We start from the raw sequence: 16,832 nt of genomic DNA, 5'->3' as shown, positions 1-16,832 counted from the left end.
GGGGTGCTCCGGACCGGCGGCCCCCAACAGGCCGATTGCAACGAAGGTTCGTCCTATGACCGCCACCCAGTTTTCCGCCGACCAGCTCTCCGCCGACTGCCCCTGCCGTTCCGGCAAGGCGCTGGAAGCCTGCTGCGGTCCCTATCTGGCCGGCACCGCCGCCGCACCAACGGCCGAGGCCCTGATGCGGTCGCGCTACTCCGCCTTCGCCACGCACAACATCGATTATCTCGAAGAGACGCTGATGCCGGAGACGCGCGGCGACTTCGACCGCGCCGAGGTGGAGGCCTGGGCGAAGAACAGCCTGTGGACCGGGCTGGAGGTCCGCTCGACCGAGAACGGCGGTCCGGACGACGAAGAGGGCATCGTCGAGTTCCAGGCCCGTTTCACCATGAACGGCAAGCAGCAGGTCCACCACGAGACCGGCAGCTTCGCCAAGCGCGACGGGCGCTGGTTCTATGTGGACGGCGTTCTCGGCGCCCGCCCGCGCAGCACCCCCAAGGTCGGCCGCAACGATCCTTGCCCCTGCGGCAGCGGCAAGAAGTACAAGAAGTGCTGCGGCGCCGCCGCGTGACAGGCGCGGGTGCGGCCCCCGCTGCAATAGCGAAGAGTGGACGGGGAGAGATTTTTAAGAGTCTTTTGGGTCTTTCCCTGTCTTCTTAATTGAAATGGAAGGAGGAAGGGGTCATCCTCTTGTCTTCGCGCTCCGTGGTATGGGGCGCGGCGTAACACGACAGATGAGACCCCGTATGTTCGACCGTCCGCAGCGCAACTCCTTCCGCGCTCCCGAAATCACCCAGCGCAACATCCGAGCCACCGTGAAGTGGTTCAACGCCACCAAGGGCTTCGGCTTCGTCACGCCGGAGGATGGCTCGCCGGATGCCTTCCTCCACTCCACCGTTCTTCAGTTCTCCGGTCACGACAGTCTGCCGGAAGGTGCGACGGTCGAATGCGATCTGTCGCGCGGACCCAAGGGGCCTCAGGTTGCGAGCATCCACAGCGTCGACACCAGCACCGCCGCCCCGAGCCGCCCGTCGGCCCGTCCGGCCGCCAGCCGTGGCGGCTATGACGACCACCAGTATGGTGGCGGCAGCGAGGAGACGGTCGACGGCACGGTGAAGTGGTTCAACGTCACCAAGGGCTTCGGCTTCATTGCCCCGTCCGACGGCGGCAAGGACATCTTCGTCCACATCCGCGCGCTGGAGCGTTCGGGCCTGGACGTCCTGGCCGACGGCGAGCAGGTGCGGGTGACCATCCGCCAGGGCGCCAAGGGCCCGGAAGCGCAGCGCATCGAAGTGGCCTGATCTGTCGAAGGAACCCTTTCGGCGGGGACGGCCGCGCCCCGGCGCGCCTCACCGCCGAAGGGACATCTACCGGAAAGCCCTCCGTCCTCGTGACGGAGGGCTTTTCTATTCTGGCCGCTTCCGGAGATACCGGGCCGATCCATCTCGTTAGGAAAACGGAATGAAACAGCAAAGACAAGGCTAAGACCGGATACGGAATGGTCTTGCGCCGTCTTCGCCCTCCGCCCCTGGAATAAAGTTCTCCGCCCTCCTGTTCATTCATGCAGAGCGGGGGACGCATGGTCCCCCGGCAAGGAGTCCAGGCAATGAAGAGCTTGTTCGGCGGGGAAAAGCCCAACCGTGGGCTTGGCACGATCTTGGGTCTGCTGGTTGCGGGCACCCTTCTCGGCACCGCGGCCCCGGCGGCAGCGGATCACCGCGACCGCGGCTGGGGGCATGAGCGCGGCTGGGATCGGGATCGGGATTGGGACCGCCGCGGCCACCGCGACCGTTGGGAGCGCGGGCCTCGTCATCATCACCATTATCCGAGGCCCCGGCCGCCGGCCGTGATCTACGCGCCGCCTCCGGTCTACTATGCGCCGCCGCCGGTGGTCTACGCCCCGCGCCCCTATTACCACGCACCGCGTCCGGGCTTCAGCTTCCAGCTCAACATTCCCTGAACGGCGATCCCGGCAGCCCGCCGGAGGGCGTCCTTTCCGGACGCCTGAAAGTGGCGGAAGCGTGGCAGGAACTCGGCTTTCTGATATCACCCGAAGAGCAGGAACAAAGGATAAGAGGGTAAATCGCTCGCAAAACGGATCGCTCCCCAAGCCAACGCTGTTGTCCGCCTCGCAGTCGTGAGACCAGCCGATGACCGGGGGGACCAGATGTCCAAGGGAGAGTGCGTTTTCAGGACGGTTCTGGGGCAGCTACGCCACATCGTGAATCGCTATGAGGAACTTGGGCTCGTGCAGCCGCAGGCGGCACAGGCGGCCCGTTACCAGCTTGCCGTCGAGGCGAACGAACTCAACGGAGACGGCTGCCGCTTCCCGTCCTGCGACTGCCCCAAGGCGGACTGCTCGCGCCGGCCAATCGCGCAGCCCGCGATGATCTGGGGCGGAACGGCGGCCGGAGAGGATTCGACCCGCACCTCTTGAGGGCGGCGAGGGAAGGGAGCGCCGCGCCGCAGGGGACCGGGGCGGGCGGCTCCGCCATCCCAGCCGGCGTTCACGCCGCTTCCAGCCGCATGCGCTTATGTTCTTGAAAAGTTCTCCTGTGCCGCTAAGCTTGTGGGCATGGACGAGAAGCTGCCGGATGTTCCGAGAAAGGGGCGCGGCGCCCTGGGCAACCCTACGCCGCGTTTCGACCGCCACGACCGCCACGCGGTCGACGATGGCTGGGACAGCCATTGCGACGAGGATCTTCCGCCCTTGCGGACCACAGTGCTTCCCGACACGGCGCGGTCGGTGATCAGCCGGAACGATTCTCCCGACATTCCCTTCGAGCAGTCCGTGAACCCCTACCGGGGCTGCGAACACGGCTGCACCTATTGCTACGCGCGGCCTTCCCACGCCTATCTCGGCCTGTCGCCTGGGCTGGATTTCGAGACGCGCCTCTTCGCCAAGTTCGACGCGCCGGAACTGCTGGAGCGGGAACTGCGGTCCAGGAGCTACCAGTGCCGCGTGATCGCGCTGGGCACCAACACGGATTGCTACCAACCCATCGAGCGCGAGCACCGGATCACCCGGCGCGTGCTGGAGGTGCTGGCCGCCTTCGGCCATCCGCTCATGATCACGACCAAGTCGGCCTTGGTGACCCGCGACATCGACATACTGGCGCCCATGGCGGAACGGAACCTCGTCACGGTCTGCCTGTCCGTCACCACGCTCGACCCCGCCCTGTCCCGGACGCTGGAGCCGCGGGCCAGCGCGCCCCACCGGCGGCTGGCCGCCATCCGGGATCTCAGCCGGGCGGGCATCCCGGTCTGCGTGCTCGCCTCCCCCATGATCCCGGCGCTGAACGACATGGAATTGGAGGCCATCCTCGCCGCCTCGCGCGAGGCGGGGGCGGTGAGCGCCGCCTACATGCTGGTGCGGCTTCCCCACGAGGTGAAGGAGCTAATGGCCGACTGGTTGGAGACGCATCGGCCGGACCGCGCCCGCCACGTCCTGTCCCTCATCCAGCAGTCGCGCGGCGGGCGCCTCAACGATCCGCGTTTCGGCAGCCGCTTCGTCGGCAGCGGCGCCTACGCCGACCTGCTGCGCCAGCGTTTCCGCGGCGCCTGCCGGAAGCTGGGGCTGGGCGACCGCATCGATGGCATCGGCGGGCTGGACCTGACCCAGTTCCGCTGTCCGCCGAAGGACGACCGCCAGATGAGCCTGTTTTGAGGAAAGGTCCGGCGCGGCGGGCCTTCAGCCGAGCATCCGCGCCGCCTTGACCCACCAGCGGTTATGGGCGGCGGTGATCCGGCCCGCCGCCGCTTCGGCCTCCTCCGCGTGGGCGTAGAGCGCGAAACAGGTGGCCCCGCTGCCGGACAGGCGCGACAGCAGGCAGCCGGGCGTGTCGTCCAGGGCGGCGAGCGTGCCGGCGATGGCCGGGGCGACGCTCAAGGCCGCGCCGGTCAGGTCGTTGCGCCGCTCCCGCAGCAGGCCCGCCAGATCCGCCGCATCGGCGGGAGTGCCGGCGAAGCGCGCGGGCGGGGAGAAGCGGTCGCCCTCGGCATCCTGCCTGCGCGCCTTGAAGACGGCCGGGGTCGGCACCGGAACGCCGGGATTGGCAAGCACCAGATGGATCTCCGGCAGGGCCGGGGCCGGGGCCAGCTCGTCGCCGATGCCGCCGAAATAGCGGGTGCGGCCGTCCAGGCAGACGGGCACGTCGGCGCCGAGCGATGCCGCCACCTCGAACAGGGCCGGGTGGTCCGGCGCGATCTCCCACAGCCGGGCCAAGCCGCGCAGGCAGGCCGCCGCGTCGGCGGAGCCGCCACCGATGCCCGACGCCACGGGCAGGTGCTTGTCGAGCGCGACCGAGACGGCCGGCGCGCGGCCGAACCGCTCCGCCAGCGCGGTCACCGCGCGCAGCACGAGGTTGCCCGAGGGCGGCTCCCCCGCCAGCGCCGGCGCGAAGGGGCCGGAGAGATGCAGCCGCGGCCCGTCGGGATCGGGGGTCACCGTCACACGGTCGCCGGCGGAGGCGAAGGCGACGAGGCTGTCCAACTCGTGATAGCCGTCCGCGCGCCGCCCGGTGACGTGCAGATACAGGTTCAGCTTGGCGGGTGCTGCCTCAATGAAGCCGTCCATGTCCAGCGCTTACGGCTGCTTCGGCCGTTCGGCCTCGGCGGCCTGCCGGTCGGCAAGGCCCTTCTCCAGCTTGGCGCGGATCTGTTCCTTCAAGGGTTCCTCCTCGGCGATCCGCAGGGCGCGGTTCCATTGGAAGCGCGCCTCGTTGCGGCGGCCGACACGCCAGTAGGCGTCGCCGAGATGGTCGTTGATGGTCGGATCGACGGGCTTCAGCTCGACGGCCCGCTCCAGCGTCGTCACGGCCTGCTCGAACTCGCCCATGCGGTAGAGCGCCCAGCCCAGACTGTCGATGATGTAGCCGTCCCTCGGCCGCAGCTCGACGGCCCGCTCGACCATCGCCCGCCCCTTGTCGAGATGGAGGCCTCGGTCCACCCAGCTGTAGCCGAGATAGTTCAGCAGGAGCGGCTCGTCCGGATTCAGCGCCAGCGCCTGCTGCAGGTCGGCTTCCGCCTGCGGCCAGCGGTCCAGCTTCTCCCAGGTGACCGCGCGGGTGTAGAGCAGCGCCCAGTGGCGCTGTTCGGGCGTACCGATGCGCTCCAGTGCCTTGCTGTAGGTGGCGGCAGCCTCCTCGTAGCGCTCGGCGCTGCGGTAGAGGTCGCCCAGCCGGACCAGAGCGTCGGTGCGCTCCGGCCGTTCCCCGGCGAGCTGCGTCAGCAGGGCGATGGCCTCGTCGGTGCGCTTCAGCCGCGTCAGGCTTTCCGCCATGTGCAGCTTCGCCGCCCAGCCGAGCATCGGGTCCGACGCCAGACCCTGATATTCCGCGAGGGCCTCCGCGTGAAGGTCGCGCGCGTCCATGATGTCGCCGATCATGAAGCGCGCGAGCGTCAGGTCGGGGCGCAGGTGGAGGGCGACCCGACCGAACAGAAGCGCCGTCTCCTCCGCACCCTCCTGGTGGAGCGCGCTGGCAAGGTCGAACAGCGCCTCCGCCATGCCCTGCCGCGCGTCCGCGACGATGCGCGCCGGCACCTTGCCCTGGCCCAGAGCCTTCAGCGCCGGCTCCATCATCAGGCTTTCGGGGTTGCTCGCCTTGAACCGCTCGTAGAGAGCGCGGGCCTCATCCACGCGGCCATTGCGCTCGAAGAAGTTGCCGACGATCTGCACGACGCGGAGCGGGGCCTGCGTCTCGGTGAGGGCGGCGTAATGGCGCGCCGCCGCCTCCCTGTTGTCCGCGAGGTCCTGGATCAGGCCTGAGTGAAGCTGTTGCAGGGTCGTGAAGCCGGGGGCGTCGGACAGGGACGACAGCTCCTCGCTCGCCTTGGCCGCGTCGCCGCGCGCCATGAGGAGCCAGGCGTCGATCAGCGGGCCGAAGTATTTCGCCATGCCCTGGTCGGGCATCCGCGCGGCCAGCGCGGCGGCCTCCTCCAGCCGGCCGCGGTTCAGATGGTCGGCGACCAGCAGGATGAGGGCCATCTGCGGGTCCGGATCCTTGCCGACCAGCCGCTTCGCGTAGCTGAGCGCCGCATCCGTCTGCCCTTCGCCAAGCTTCAGCAGATAGGTCTGGCGCAGCAGCGACAGATCCTCGGGGTTCGCCGACAGGGCGTGGGCCAGATACTGGGAGGCTGTCTTCCAGTCGTCCTGGCGCTGGGCGAAGCGCCCCGCCAGGTAGCTGCCGGTCACGTTGGACAGCATCGGGCGTTCGGGAACAGGAGCGACCACCGGAGCCGTGCCGGCACCGGCCGCAAGCGCGCCGGACGACGGCAGGCCGCCGAGCGCCGCGATGAATGCCGCAGCCAGGGCCGCGCGTCCGTTTCGAAAACTCTTCATGGCTTTGAACACCCGCTGGTGGGCAGCACGTCGCGAAGGGAAGAACCGGGCAAGCTCCACATCCTCCTCCATCATGGACCAGTGGCGGCGGCTTGCGCTACCGCCATTCGCGGCTGACCCCTTCGATGACACGGGGTTCGAAGACGGCGGCGGCGCGTCCCGCGAGGTAGGCCCGCAGACGTTCCGGCATGCTGGGCGACAGGGTGGCACCCTCGACCCGCCAGCGCGCCATCCAGGACAGGGTGCGCAGCCAGGTCAGGCGGCGCATCGGCTTCATCCAGGGCCGTGCCGCACGGGAGAGCTCCGCCGGCACCGCGGCTTCCCAGGCGGCGACGAAGGCCGCGACCTCCGCCGGGGTCAGCTCCGCCGCGACCTCCGGGTCCCACATGGTGGAGGTCGGCAGGCTGGCATGGGCGAGGTCCATGGCCGGATGCCCGTACTGCGCCCGCTCCAGGTCGATGAACCAAGCCTTTCCGGCATCGTCGATCAGGAAATTGCCGGGATGGACGTCGCTGCCCACCAGAGTAAGGGGCTGCGGCGCCTCCAGCCGGAAGGCACGCACGGCGTCCAGCTCGTCGCGCAGGCGGGCGAGCGACTCCTCCGGCAAGGCGGCGCGCTCGAACCAGGCGGCCTGCCGCTCCACCAGGGCCAGGGCGGCGGCGGCCGGATCGGCGGAGGAGGCGAGCGGCGCACGTTCCGCCGCGTCGGGAAGGGGCATGCGGTGCAGCGCCGCCAGCGCCCGCGCGATGGCCGGCATGTCGTCGGGCAGGCGTGGCGGCCGGCCCGCGATCTCCGTCACCAGCAGGGCGCCCATCGGCAGCCCTTCCGCCGGCTCCAGCACCGCGACCAGTTCCGGCGTGTGGCCGCTGGGGGCCGCGCGCGCGAAGGCGGCGGCCTGATGGTGCAGGTTCGCCCCGGCGTCCAGCCCGACCTGGCTCCAGCGCGGCAGGCGCGCCACCAGCCCCCGGCCGGAGAGCCGCAGGTGGTCATGCGCCACGCCCTTCAGAGGCATGGGCGCGAGATCACCGGCCTCCAGCGTCCGGAAGGCGGGCAGGCGGCGCAGCGAGGCGAGCAGGGCGGGGATGGGGGCGGGCGTCATGGCCCGTTCCCTACTTCTGGTGCTCCCTCAGCCGGGGCATCAGTTCGACGAGGTTGCAGGGGCGGTGACGGTTGTCGAGCTGGGCTTCGAGGATGCCGTCCCAGGCGTCGCGGCAGGCGCTGGGCGAGCCGGGCAGGGCGAAGATGTAGGTGCCGTTGGCGACACCGCCGGTGGCGCGGCTCTGGATCGTCGAGGTGCCGACCTTCGCGTAGCTCAGGTAACGGAACAGCTCACCGAAGCCGGGAATGCTCTTCTCGAACAGAGCTTCCACCGCTTCCGGCGTCACGTCGCGGCCGGTAACGCCGGTGCCGCCGGTGGTCAGCACCACGTCGATCTCCGGATCGGCGATCCAGCCCTGCACCTGGGCACGGATGGAGGCGACCTCGTCCTTCACGATGGCACGGGCCGCCAGCCTGTGGCCGGCGGCGGTCAGCCGCTCGGCCAGCGCGTCGCCGGACCGGTCGTCCTCAAGCGTCCGCGTGTCGGACACCGTGACGACGGCGATGTTGACGGGCAGGAAGGGGCGGGATTCGTCAATCTTCGGCATTCTGGGCGACTTGCTCGGTTCGGGCCGCCGGGCTGGCGTCCACTGGCATATAGACCGGCCACCCGCCCGCCGCAACGGCGTCCAGCGATCCCGTCTCCTGCCCCAGCCGGATCCGGTAGATCCAGAAGTTCGCCAGCACCCGCTCGACATAGTGCCGCGTCTCCCCGAAGGGGATGCTCTCGATGAAGAGCAGCGGGTCCTCGATCTCCGCCAGTTCGCGGCGCCAGCGGTTCAGGTTGCCCGGCCCGGCGTTGTAGGCGGCGAAGACGTAGAACAGGTTGTTGTCGCCATACTGGCCCGACAGAAGCTCGGCCAAGTAGCGTTGCCCCAGCTCCATGTTGGTGGCGGGGTCGAACAGGGCGGAGCGCCCGGTGTCGTCCTCGTCGATCTCGGCGTTGCGCTGCTGCACGTGCACCGCCGTGCCTGGCATGATCTGCATCAGGCCGGTCGCGCCGGCCGAGCTGATCAGCCGCGGGTTGAAGCGCGATTCCTGGCGCATCACCGCGAACAGCAGCGCCCGGTCCACCACGAAGCCGTCCCGCGGCGTCCAATGAGGAAGCGGGTAGAGCGCCGCCGTGTAGGGCGACCCGTCGGGGCCGGCGACCGCGTTCCCGGCCTGCAGCGCCAGGGCGGCCAGCCCGGCCCGGTCGGCCAGCGCGATCAGCGCCTCCTCGACGAGGCGGTCGCCGCGCGGATGGACGCGCCGCAGTTCCGCCTCGGCGAAATCCTTCTGGCCGGTTTGGAGCAGGGCGACGGCGCGGGCGCCGGCCGGCTCCGCCGTCAGCCGGCGCAGATGTTCGGCGGTCAGTTCGGGAAGCTGCCAGTGCAGGTCGTTGACGCCGCCCAGCGTGCGCTGCGCGATCAGCCCGTAGAAGGTGTGGGGGTAGCGGGCCGCCGCCGCGAGCCATGCCCGCGCCTTGTCGTGGCGGCCCTTCTTCGCGTGGGCGCGGGCGGCCCAGTAACCGGCGGCGCTCGCCAGCCATGGCGAGCGGGGCTGGGCCTCGGCCAGAGCGTCGAAATGGCGGGCGGCGCGGTCGTGCTGGCCCATCCGCCAGGCGGAGAGGCCGGCGATCCAGTTCGCCTCCTCGACGAAGGCGCCGGACCGCGCGGCGCTGGCCGAGGCGAGCGCCAGGGCCTGCTTCACCGACCCCTCGTAATAGAGCGCGGCGGCGATGCGGGCGCGCGCCGTGTCGTATTGGACCGGGTCGAGGTTGCGGCCAAAGGAATCCTCGCCGAGCAGTGCCAGGGCGGCGGCCGTCTTGCCCGCGCTCAGCAGCTCCTTGACGCGCGCCACGGCGGCCCCGCCGCTGGTGCTGGCACGGCGCGTGGCGCGGCTGCGCGGCGCTACGGTGACGGGCTTGGCGGCTTCCTCCGCCTCGGCGGTCTCCGCGCCGCGTCCTTCGCCGTCTTCAAGGTTTTCCTCGGCCAGGACCTCCGCCGCGACCGGCTCCGGCTTGTAGCCGCCCAGCCGTTCGAGCGATCCGGCCAGGCGCTCGCCCGCGCCCTGCGGCGGTTTCGGCGCGCGCTGGCCGGCGGGCTGGCGGCGTTGCGCCAGGGCATAGATGCGGTCCGCGCCGGCCAGGTCGCCGTAGCGCTGCATCCAGGCCGCAAGCTCGTCATAGCGCGCCCGGCGGTCGGGATGCAGGTAGCGCTGGCGCAGCACATAGCCGAGCAGCCGCTTGTCGGAGAGCTGATCGATTTCGGCGTCCGCCGCGTCCCACTCCGCCCCCTGCTGAAGCGCGAAGATCCGGCGGTAGCGCGCGGCATCCTCCTCGCCCAGAAGGGCGCCGGCTTCCTCCGCGTCCCGGGGAAGGTCGATCGGTTCCTGTTCGAATCCCGGCGGGATGACCGTCCGGCCATCGGGCGCGTGAATCACGAGGGCGGCCTGGGCCGTCGGCAAACCGCCGGCCCCCTCCGGCACGGCGCTCAGAACGAGCACCGCGCAGAATGCCCCCAGGAGTTTCCGCCGCAGCGTGACGGATTTTGCTGCGCTGCAAAATATCCCGAGCATTTGTCTGAAATAGCCGCCCATTTTGAGAATCGCAAGCCGTTGATTCGCGCATCAGGCTTGCAGGCGGAGAAAGTAACGCTTTTTGACCGGTTTGATCACAGCGGGGCATCGGCGCTAGCCCTTTGGTCAGGGGCCGGCGCTGGGAGGCTGCTCGATGCCGGAGAAGGGATTTCCCTGACCGATCAGGCTTCCGATTACTTGCCTGTGCGCGGGAAAATTTCACCTACTCTTGTGAAATTCTTTGCTTCAGGAGCAGCAGGTCGCGCCAGGCCTCGCGTTTCGCGAGCGGATTGCGCAGGAGATAGGCCGGATGGAGCATGGGAAGGACCGGCACTGCGCCGGGCAGGCCCGGCGCCTGGAAGTCGAACCACTGGCCGCGCAGGCGCGTGATTCCCTCCGCCCGGTTCAGCAGAGTCTTCGCCGAGGTGCCGCCGAGCGGCACCAGGACGGCCGGACCGATCAGCTCCACGTGCCGCTCCAGGAAGGGCAGGCAGGCGGCGATCTCGGCCGGGGTCGGCGACCGGTTGCCGGGCGGGCGCCAGGGCAGGATGTTGGTGATGTAGACGGAGTCGCGGTCCAGCCCGATCTGCGCCAGCATGCGGTCCAGCAGCTTGCCGCTGACCCCGACGAAGGGCTTGCCCTGGCGGTCCTCGTCCTCGCCCGGCGCCTCGCCGATCAGCATGATCCTGGCCTTCGGATTGCCGTCGGCGAAGACCGTGTTCATCGCCGTGGCCTTCAGCGGGCAGCCGTCGAAGGCGCGCACCGCCGCCTCAAGCTCGGCCAGGCTGCCGGCCTCCCGGGCGCGGGCGCGGGCGCTGATCCCCGCTTCGCTGGCGCCCAGCGGCTGGGAGGCGTTCGGCATGGGCTGGACGCCGGGCATGCCCGGCAGGGGATTGCCCATCGGCGGGGTGCCGGACGCCGCCGGGCGGCCGGGTGCCGTGGGCCGGGCCGTCCGCTGGGGCGGAAGCGCCGCGGCCGGGGGGGCGACGGGAGCCGGCCGTGACGGGGCGCGCGCGGTGAAGGCGGTCCAGTCCGCGGGCTCGTCGCCGATGGCCTCGTCGCACCCGATGTCCAGGTGCCAGCGCAGCAGTTCCAGGATGTCCGATGCGTCACTCATGGTTTGACCTTAGCACGGCTCCTGTGGTCTTACATGGCCTTCAATCCGTTCAAGGATCCGACCATCCGAAGCGCCGACCACCGCCCCGTGGCGGCGGCACGGACCCGGGTGTCGGCATCAACTGTCAGGAGATTGGGAGCCCATGGAGCGCGAACCGCGCGAGGTGATGGAATACGACGTCCTGGTCGTCGGTGCCGGCCCTGCGGGTCTGAGCGCCGCCATCCGCCTGAAGCAGCTTGCCAACGAGGCCGGCCGTGATCTGTCGGTCTGCGTCATCGAAAAGGGCTCGGAAGTCGGCGCGCATCTGCTCTCCGGCGCGGTGTTCGAGCCGCGCGCGCTCGACGAGCTGATTCCCGACTGGCGGGAGAAGGGTGCCCCCCTGAACACCCCGGCCAGGGAGGACCGCTTCCTCTACCTGACCGAGACCAAGGCCTACAAGGCGCCGGTCAACCCGCCGCAGATGAACAATCACGGCAACTACATCATCAGCCTCGGCAATCTCGGCCGCTGGCTCGGCGCCCAGGCCGAGGAGCTTGGGGTGGAGGTCTATGCCGGCTTCGCCGCGGCGGAGGTTCTGTACGACGATGCGGGTGCGGTGATCGGTGTGGCCACCGGCGACATGGGCATCGGCAAGAACGGCGAGAAGACCCACAACTATCAGCCCGGCGTCGAGCTGCAGGCCAAGCAGACGATCTTCGCCGAGGGCTGCCGGGGTTCGCTCACCAAGACGCTGATGGCGCGCTTCAACCTTCGCGACGGCGTCCAGCCGCAGACCTATGGGCTCGGCATCAAGGAGCTGTGGGAGGTCGATCCCTCCCAGTCCCAGCCGGGCCTGATCGTGCACACGATCGGCTGGCCGATGGACCCGAAGACCTACGGCGGTTCCTGGCTCTACCACATGGAGGGCAACCTCGTGTCGGTCGGGTTCGTGATCGGGCTCGACTACTGGAACCCTCACATGAACCTTTTCGAGGAGTTCCAGCGCTACAAGACGCACCCGGCGATCCGCCCGACCTTCGAGGGCGGCCGGCGCATCGCCTACGGCGCGCGCGCGCTGAGCGAGGGCGGGTTCCAGTCGATTCCGAAGCTGACCTTCCCTGGCGGCGTGATCGCCGGCGACGCGGCGGGCTTCCTGAACGTGCCGAAGATCAAGGGCAACCACACCGCCATGAAGTCGGGCATGGTGGCGGCCGAAGCCATCTTCGCGCATCTGTCGGCCGAGGACGCGGCGCGCGAGGTGACCGCCTACACCGAGGGCATGAAGCGGTCCTGGGTGTGGGAGGAGCTGCACGCGGTGCGCAACATCCGGCCGGGCTTCAACAAGGGGCTGTGGGCCGGTCTGGCGAACGCCGCCTACGAGACGGCGATCAAGGGCAAGTCGCCCTGGACCCTGCGCCACGCCCACGCCGACAACGAGACGCTGAAGCGCGCCGACGAGGCGCCGCGGATCGAATATCCGAAGCCCGACGGCAAGATCACCTTCGACCGGCTGTCCTCGGTGTATCTGTCCAACACCAACCACGAGGAAGACCAGCCGGCGCACCTCACGCTGAAGGACCCGACGGTCCCCATCCGCGTGAACCTGCGCTTCTACGACGCGCCGGAGCAGCGCTACTGCCCGGCCGGTGTCTACGAGATCGTGCGTGACGAGGACGGCAACGACCCGCGCCTGCAGATCAACGCGCAGAACTGCGTCCACTGCAAGACCTGCGACATCAAGGACCCGACCCAGAACATCAACTGGGTCGTGCCGGAGGGCGGCGGCGGGCCGAACTATCCCGGCGGGATGTGAGCGGCGCCCCATAGGCGATGGAGGGACGGCGGGCCAGATGCCCGCCGTTTTCCTTTTCGGTTCCGTTTCGCGGGATGCGCCCGTGCCGACGGATACCCGATGCGCCGGGGTTGTCGATTCGAATCGCAACCGCTCTTGCCCAGGCGGCAAATTTTGCCTACTCTCTTTTTTGGCCCGCTTCACCCTTTCTGAAACACGGGCCGCGCGAGGAGAAGCGACATGGGCGTGAGCGGCATCGGCGGCACGCAGCAGCCGTTCGTCACCCCGCTGAGCAGCGGCCCGGCCGCGGCACAGCGGACGCAGGAAAAGGATCCGGTTCAGGAACTGGCCCAGGCCGCCGAAGAGGAAGCCAGGCAGGCCGAGCGCCGGACCTCGGCCCAGCCGGTCCCGGGCGGCACGACCCCGACCCGCGGCCAGAACCTGAACATCACCGTCTGAACCGGCCGTCCGCCCCGCCCTTTCGTGGCGGACCGCTAGAGGCTTTCGGACAGGATTGCATTGCGATGGGGCGGGGAGGCACCGATGGGTATCACGAGCGTTTCCGGCATCGCGGTGAACAGGCCGGCGGCACCCACGGCGGTCACCGCCCCCGACAGGGACGCCACGCGCGCCTCCGCAGGGCAGGCGGATTCCGGCGGATACATCAGCCCCGCCATCCGCTATGACCAGGGCGCGCGCCTCGCGGTCCTGGTCTTCCGCGATTACGACACGGGGGAAACCCGCGACCAGATCCCGGCCAAGCGCGTCGTCGAGGAATACCGCCGCGCCGCCACCAGCCTGAACCGCGAAGGCGGATCAGGCACGCCCGCCGCCCAGCCCGGCGGTGATGACGCGCCCGTTGGTAGCCCGTCCGGACCGGCTTCCGCGCCGTCCGCCACCAGCGCGGCGCCCCCGCCGGCCATGGCGGCGTCCGCGCCGTCGGCGGGAACCTCCGGCGCCGTCCTTTCCGTGACCGTCTGACCGCCTGCCTGCGGCTCCGCGCGACAATCCGCTTCTGTGACAATCCGCGAAACAGCGAGTCGGGGCTTCCAACAGCCTATCTATGGTGGCATCATCCCTGGAGCGGACTACCCAGAAAGCCGCATCCATGGAGAGATGCCGATGTTCGACCAGTATGTGCGGGAAGACACCCAGATCTACGACGCCGTCGTGAATCAGGAGAAGCAATATTCCATCTGGCCCGCCAGCCGTGGTCTTCCCCTGGGCTGGTCGAAGGCCGGCTTCAGCGGCGACAAGACCTCCTGCCTGCACTACATCGAGCAGTTCTGGCTCGAGTCCTGCCCCGCCTGACGCCTGCGCGGCGGGCGGCCATGCGCCGCCCGCCCCGGGCCGTCCGGGACTCAGGTCAGTCCGGCAGCATGAAGGCCGCGACGAGGGGCGCGTGGTAGCTTTCCGGTGAGTTGGCGACCGTCGCGTGGGCCAGCAGCTCGTCGCCGAGCGCCTCGTTGTGCAGTTCCACCTCGCGGAACCAGCCGAGCAGGCTGCGCGACACCAGCAGGTGGTCCAGCATCACGCCCTCGCCGCCGTGCAGGACGGAAAAGCGGCGCTCTTCGGGGATGGAGCGTTCCAGCGGCACCAGCGCGCGGGTGGCCAGCCGTCCGTTGCCCGTCTCGTCCAGGTCGGCGCGGATGATGCGCACGGGCGTCTGTTCCATGTCGGCGTTGCAGTCCCCGGCGACCAGCACGAAAGCCTGCGGATCGGCGTCGAAGAACCGGTCCACGAGGAGACGCGCCTCCAGCGCCTGCCCGGCCCGCTTTATGGAGGCCAGATAGAAGCCTTCCGCCCAGCCGCCGGCGCTCGACCATGTGAAGGCCGCCTCCTTCTGACCCGGAACGGGGGCCGCCAGCGGCGCGCGCAGATGAAGGTTCAGGACATGCAGCCGCCGGTTTCCCGGCAGCTCGATCTCGACATGCTGGATCGGCCGGTCCCAGGTGACCGGCTGGGCCTCCTCCTGCGGCGGATCGGCGGTGGCGAGCCGGAGCGCCGGGGCCGGCACGAGGTCGTGGCGGTACAGGCGGGTTTCCAGGATCGGCCAGCGGCTGAGGACCACGAGGTTGTGGTGGTCGGACAGCTTGGTGCCGTTCCCGCCCGCCCGGTGGAAGCTCTCGTAGGCGGTGCCCTCCAGCAGCCGGTCGAGCGCCCGGAGCGTCCGAGGCTCGCCCTTGGCCGGGCGCTGGGCGTTGACCTCCTGTAGGCACAGGATGTCGGCGGAGATCCGTTCGAGCTGCGGGCGCAGCACGGCGATCCGTTCCTCGAAGGGAAGCTCGCCCCCGTCGTCCAGATTCTCGAGATTGAAGGTTCCGATGCGGAAGGGTGTCTCGGTCATGCGTGGAAAACAGCGCGGATCGGAAAATGGCTCCGCCTCAGCCGAAAGTGCCTGCGCTCAGTAACGTCTCGCCCAGAGCGCCAGCAACTCCGCCTGCAGCGCCCTTGCCCTGGCGATCCAGGCGCGCGCCTCCGGCGGCATGTCGGGGCGGCTGCGGTCCATCGCCGCGTCGAACGCCCGCCGGGCCGCTTCATCGCCGATGAACAGCGCGAAGCCCAGGCGGCGTCCCGACGCCGCCTCCAGCGTGCCGGCGAGCGCCTTCGCGTAGGCCAGCGTGCCGGACTTCGCGCGGGTGCCCGGAACGGGAGCCCTGCCCTCATCCTCGCCGGGCAGAAGATCCCACAGGGCCGGGCCGCCCGCGCGCAGCAGCGCGGCCGTCTGACGCGGCGTCATCCTCGACATCGTTGTGAGGCCGGAATGATTGGCGAGGACGAACCCCTGCCAGTCCACCGGTCCGGCGGACACCATCAGCCGGGATGACAGAAGCGCTGCCGAACGGCCGAGCGGGTCGGAGCGCAGGTCCAGCATGGGATCGATTCCGCGGGCGGCGCCGAGCCCGATCAGCTCGGCCGAGAGGTTGTTGGAATAGCGCAGCAGATCGCGCGAGAGATCCACGAGAGGGGCGCTGTCATGCCGGGCCAGCAGGGCGGCTTCCGGCGGAGTGAGCCCGGCGGCCGGGGCGGGCAGGGCGATGCCGGCCTCCGCCGCGACCTGGCGGAACAGCGCGGCCGCGACCGGCCCCGGCCGCCGCACGGGCAGCCAGACCGGCTTGGCGGCATCCGCGCTGTCCGGGCCCGAAAGCGAGGGATCGTCCAGATCGGCGTGGTCCAGGGTGGCGCGGTCCAGCCGGTGGCGGCCTGCGTCGGACAGGGACCAATGTTCAACCCCCGGCTCCCCGGACCGGCCGCGCGTCCGCACCCGCTGGACGCGGTTGTAGTTCACGGACAGGGCGCCGACGCCCGTGTTGTAGCCGGCCGTCCTCGGCTGGGCGGGGTCGATCTCCGGCACCTCCGGCAGGGTGGTCGTGTCGAACAGGAAGCGGCCCGTGATCCGCGTCAGCCCCAGCGTGCGCAACTGGCCCGCGAGGTCCATCAGGCCGGCGGTCGTGAGGCTGGGATCGCCGCCGCCCTTCAGGATGAGGTCGCCCTCCAGGGTCCCGCCCCGCAAGGGACCGGTCCCGTGCAGCGTGGTGGCGAAGCGGTGGTCCGGTCCCAACGCGGCGAGCGCCGCCGCCACGGTGGGCACCTTCGTCACCGAAGCCGGAACGAAGGGCCGGTCCTGCTGCAGGCCGGCAAGGTTCGTACCGCTTTCGAGATCGAACAGCAGATAACCGACGGACTCCGCAGCGAAGCCGGCACCGGCGATGGCCGGTGTTTCCTCGTCGGGGGGCAGCGTCGAGCAGGCGAGAAGCCAGAGGACCGGGAGCAGAGCCGCGGCCTGGCCGATGGAAAGCGCGCGCGGGCGGAAGCGAAGCATGGGCATCGGCGCAGTCTACCCCAACGCCCGGCGGGTACAACGGAGGTGTCCGTTAATTGAATGAAGTCCTTTATTTGCACGCATAGGAGGAATTCGGCCTTCATTATTTGTTTGCGAACCA

The 16,832-nt window shown here is 69.8% G+C and carries 17 protein-coding genes; 9 read left to right on the top strand and 8 right to left on the bottom strand.

Annotated features, from left to right (window positions below):
* The first annotated feature begins 55 nt into the window (after window positions 1-55).
* The 5 genes from JUB11_RS03685 to JUB11_RS03665 all read left to right on the top strand — a co-directional run bounded on the left by JUB11_RS03685 (window position 56) and on the right by JUB11_RS03665 (window position 3,670).
* Window positions 56-574 (top strand): YchJ family protein, encoded by a 519-nt coding sequence (locus JUB11_RS03685; protein WP_207456235.1) that lies wholly within the window; start codon window positions 56-58, stop codon window positions 572-574.
* A 175-nt stretch (window positions 575-749) separates the two neighbouring features.
* Window positions 750-1,304, top strand: coding sequence for a cold shock domain-containing protein (locus JUB11_RS03680; RefSeq protein WP_207456233.1), 555 nt, complete (start codon window positions 750-752; stop codon window positions 1,302-1,304).
* Between the two features lie 305 nt (window positions 1,305-1,609).
* Window positions 1,610-1,963 (top strand): hypothetical protein, encoded by a 354-nt coding sequence (locus JUB11_RS03675; protein WP_207456416.1) that lies wholly within the window; start codon window positions 1,610-1,612, stop codon window positions 1,961-1,963.
* A 261-nt stretch (window positions 1,964-2,224) separates the two neighbouring features.
* Window positions 2,225-2,440: a hypothetical protein gene (locus JUB11_RS03670; protein WP_207456231.1), complete on the top strand. Its 216-nt coding sequence runs from the start codon at window positions 2,225-2,227 to the stop codon at window positions 2,438-2,440.
* A gap of 138 nt (window positions 2,441-2,578) precedes the next feature.
* Complete coding sequence (locus tag JUB11_RS03665; RefSeq protein WP_207456229.1) at window positions 2,579-3,670, top strand: PA0069 family radical SAM protein; 1,092 nt, start codon at window positions 2,579-2,581, stop codon at window positions 3,668-3,670.
* Window positions 3,671-3,694: 24 nt separating this feature from the next.
* Here JUB11_RS03665 and JUB11_RS03660 read toward each other — a convergent pair whose 3' ends face one another.
* The 6 genes from JUB11_RS03660 to JUB11_RS03635 form a co-directional block, all read right to left on the bottom strand.
* Window positions 3,695-4,579: a 4-(cytidine 5'-diphospho)-2-C-methyl-D-erythritol kinase gene (locus JUB11_RS03660; protein WP_207456227.1), complete on the bottom strand. Its 885-nt coding sequence runs from the start codon at window positions 4,577-4,579 to the stop codon at window positions 3,695-3,697.
* Window positions 4,580-4,588: 9 nt separating this feature from the next.
* The gene (locus JUB11_RS03655) at window positions 4,589-6,343 is read right to left on the bottom strand and encodes a tetratricopeptide repeat protein (RefSeq protein WP_247886812.1); all 1,755 of its coding nucleotides are present in this window, start codon (window positions 6,341-6,343) and stop codon (window positions 4,589-4,591) included.
* Between the two features lie 97 nt (window positions 6,344-6,440).
* Window positions 6,441-7,442 (bottom strand): aminoglycoside phosphotransferase family protein, encoded by a 1,002-nt coding sequence (locus JUB11_RS03650; protein WP_207456225.1) that lies wholly within the window; start codon window positions 7,440-7,442, stop codon window positions 6,441-6,443.
* Between the two features lie 10 nt (window positions 7,443-7,452).
* Complete coding sequence (gene moaB / locus JUB11_RS03645; protein ID WP_207456223.1) at window positions 7,453-7,989, bottom strand: molybdenum cofactor biosynthesis protein B; 537 nt, start codon at window positions 7,987-7,989, stop codon at window positions 7,453-7,455.
* Window positions 7,976-9,928, bottom strand: coding sequence for a lytic transglycosylase domain-containing protein (locus JUB11_RS03640; protein ID WP_348771347.1), 1,953 nt, complete (start codon window positions 9,926-9,928; stop codon window positions 7,976-7,978). The genes moaB and JUB11_RS03640 overlap by 14 nt, the downstream gene beginning before the upstream one ends.
* Window positions 9,929-10,223: 295 nt before the next feature.
* Window positions 10,224-11,117: a uracil-DNA glycosylase gene (locus tag JUB11_RS03635; protein ID WP_207456219.1), complete on the bottom strand. Its 894-nt coding sequence runs from the start codon at window positions 11,115-11,117 to the stop codon at window positions 10,224-10,226.
* 142 nt (window positions 11,118-11,259) lie between these two features.
* On the opposite strand from JUB11_RS03635, the gene JUB11_RS03630 reads away from it, so the two are divergent.
* The 4 genes from JUB11_RS03630 (at window position 11,260) to JUB11_RS03615 (ending at window position 14,199) form a co-directional block, all read left to right on the top strand.
* Window positions 11,260-12,909, top strand: coding sequence for an electron transfer flavoprotein-ubiquinone oxidoreductase (locus tag JUB11_RS03630; protein ID WP_207456217.1), 1,650 nt, complete (start codon window positions 11,260-11,262; stop codon window positions 12,907-12,909).
* A gap of 219 nt (window positions 12,910-13,128) precedes the next feature.
* Window positions 13,129-13,347: a hypothetical protein gene (locus JUB11_RS03625; RefSeq protein ID WP_207456215.1), complete on the top strand. Its 219-nt coding sequence runs from the start codon at window positions 13,129-13,131 to the stop codon at window positions 13,345-13,347.
* A gap of 84 nt (window positions 13,348-13,431) precedes the next feature.
* Window positions 13,432-13,869: a hypothetical protein gene (locus JUB11_RS03620; protein WP_207456214.1), complete on the top strand. Its 438-nt coding sequence runs from the start codon at window positions 13,432-13,434 to the stop codon at window positions 13,867-13,869.
* Between the two features lie 141 nt (window positions 13,870-14,010).
* The gene (locus tag JUB11_RS03615; protein WP_207456213.1) at window positions 14,011-14,199 is read left to right on the top strand and encodes an MbtH family protein; all 189 of its coding nucleotides are present in this window, start codon (window positions 14,011-14,013) and stop codon (window positions 14,197-14,199) included.
* Between the two features lie 55 nt (window positions 14,200-14,254).
* Here JUB11_RS03615 and JUB11_RS03610 read toward each other — a convergent pair whose 3' ends face one another.
* Together JUB11_RS03610 and dacB are read right to left on the bottom strand one after the other, a co-directional pair.
* Window positions 14,255-15,235: an endonuclease/exonuclease/phosphatase family protein gene (locus JUB11_RS03610; protein ID WP_207456212.1), complete on the bottom strand. Its 981-nt coding sequence runs from the start codon at window positions 15,233-15,235 to the stop codon at window positions 14,255-14,257.
* Between the two features lie 57 nt (window positions 15,236-15,292).
* A complete protein-coding gene (dacB, locus tag JUB11_RS03605) occupies window positions 15,293-16,717 on the bottom strand; it encodes a D-alanyl-D-alanine carboxypeptidase/D-alanyl-D-alanine-endopeptidase (protein WP_207456211.1) in 1,425 nt (474 codons plus the stop codon).
* Window positions 16,718-16,832: the final 115 nt, after the last annotated feature.

This window comes from Azospirillum sp. SYSU D00513 (assembly GCF_017356015.1).
Lineage (GTDB): Bacteria > Pseudomonadota > Alphaproteobacteria > Azospirillales > Azospirillaceae > Azospirillum.
The sequence above is the reverse complement of the archived record's forward strand: the minus strand, read 5'-3'. Positions and strand labels throughout refer to the sequence as shown.

What these genes read in the sequence shown, in the direction of transcription:
- JUB11_RS03615 (WP_207456213.1), top strand. Translation starts at nt 14,011, where the DNA reads ATGTTCGACCAGTATGTGCGGGAAGACACCCAGATCTACGACGCCGTC.
- JUB11_RS03620 (WP_207456214.1), top strand. Translation starts at nt 13,432, where the DNA reads ATGGGTATCACGAGCGTTTCCGGCATCGCGGTGAACAGGCCGGCGGCA.
- JUB11_RS03680 (WP_207456233.1), top strand. Translation starts at nt 750, where the DNA reads ATGTTCGACCGTCCGCAGCGCAACTCCTTCCGCGCTCCCGAAATCACC.
- JUB11_RS03660 (WP_207456227.1), bottom strand. Translation starts at nt 4,579, where the DNA reads ATGGACGGCTTCATTGAGGCAGCACCCGCCAAGCTGAACCTGTATCTG.
- dacB (WP_207456211.1), bottom strand. Translation starts at nt 16,717, where the DNA reads ATGCCCATGCTTCGCTTCCGCCCGCGCGCGCTTTCCATCGGCCAGGCC.
- JUB11_RS03635 (WP_207456219.1), bottom strand. Translation starts at nt 11,117, where the DNA reads ATGAGTGACGCATCGGACATCCTGGAACTGCTGCGCTGGCACCTGGAC.
- moaB (WP_207456223.1), bottom strand. Translation starts at nt 7,989, where the DNA reads ATGCCGAAGATTGACGAATCCCGCCCCTTCCTGCCCGTCAACATCGCC.
- JUB11_RS03630 (WP_207456217.1), top strand. Translation starts at nt 11,260, where the DNA reads ATGGAGCGCGAACCGCGCGAGGTGATGGAATACGACGTCCTGGTCGTC.
- JUB11_RS03675 (WP_207456416.1), top strand. Translation starts at nt 1,610, where the DNA reads ATGAAGAGCTTGTTCGGCGGGGAAAAGCCCAACCGTGGGCTTGGCACG.
- JUB11_RS03665 (WP_207456229.1), top strand. Translation starts at nt 2,579, where the DNA reads ATGGACGAGAAGCTGCCGGATGTTCCGAGAAAGGGGCGCGGCGCCCTG.
- JUB11_RS03650 (WP_207456225.1), bottom strand. Translation starts at nt 7,442, where the DNA reads ATGACGCCCGCCCCCATCCCCGCCCTGCTCGCCTCGCTGCGCCGCCTG.
- JUB11_RS03685 (WP_207456235.1), top strand. Translation starts at nt 56, where the DNA reads ATGACCGCCACCCAGTTTTCCGCCGACCAGCTCTCCGCCGACTGCCCC.
- JUB11_RS03610 (WP_207456212.1), bottom strand. Translation starts at nt 15,235, where the DNA reads ATGACCGAGACACCCTTCCGCATCGGAACCTTCAATCTCGAGAATCTG.
- JUB11_RS03625 (WP_207456215.1), top strand. Translation starts at nt 13,129, where the DNA reads ATGGGCGTGAGCGGCATCGGCGGCACGCAGCAGCCGTTCGTCACCCCG.
- JUB11_RS03655 (WP_247886812.1), bottom strand. Translation starts at nt 6,343, where the DNA reads ATGAAGAGTTTTCGAAACGGACGCGCGGCCCTGGCTGCGGCATTCATC.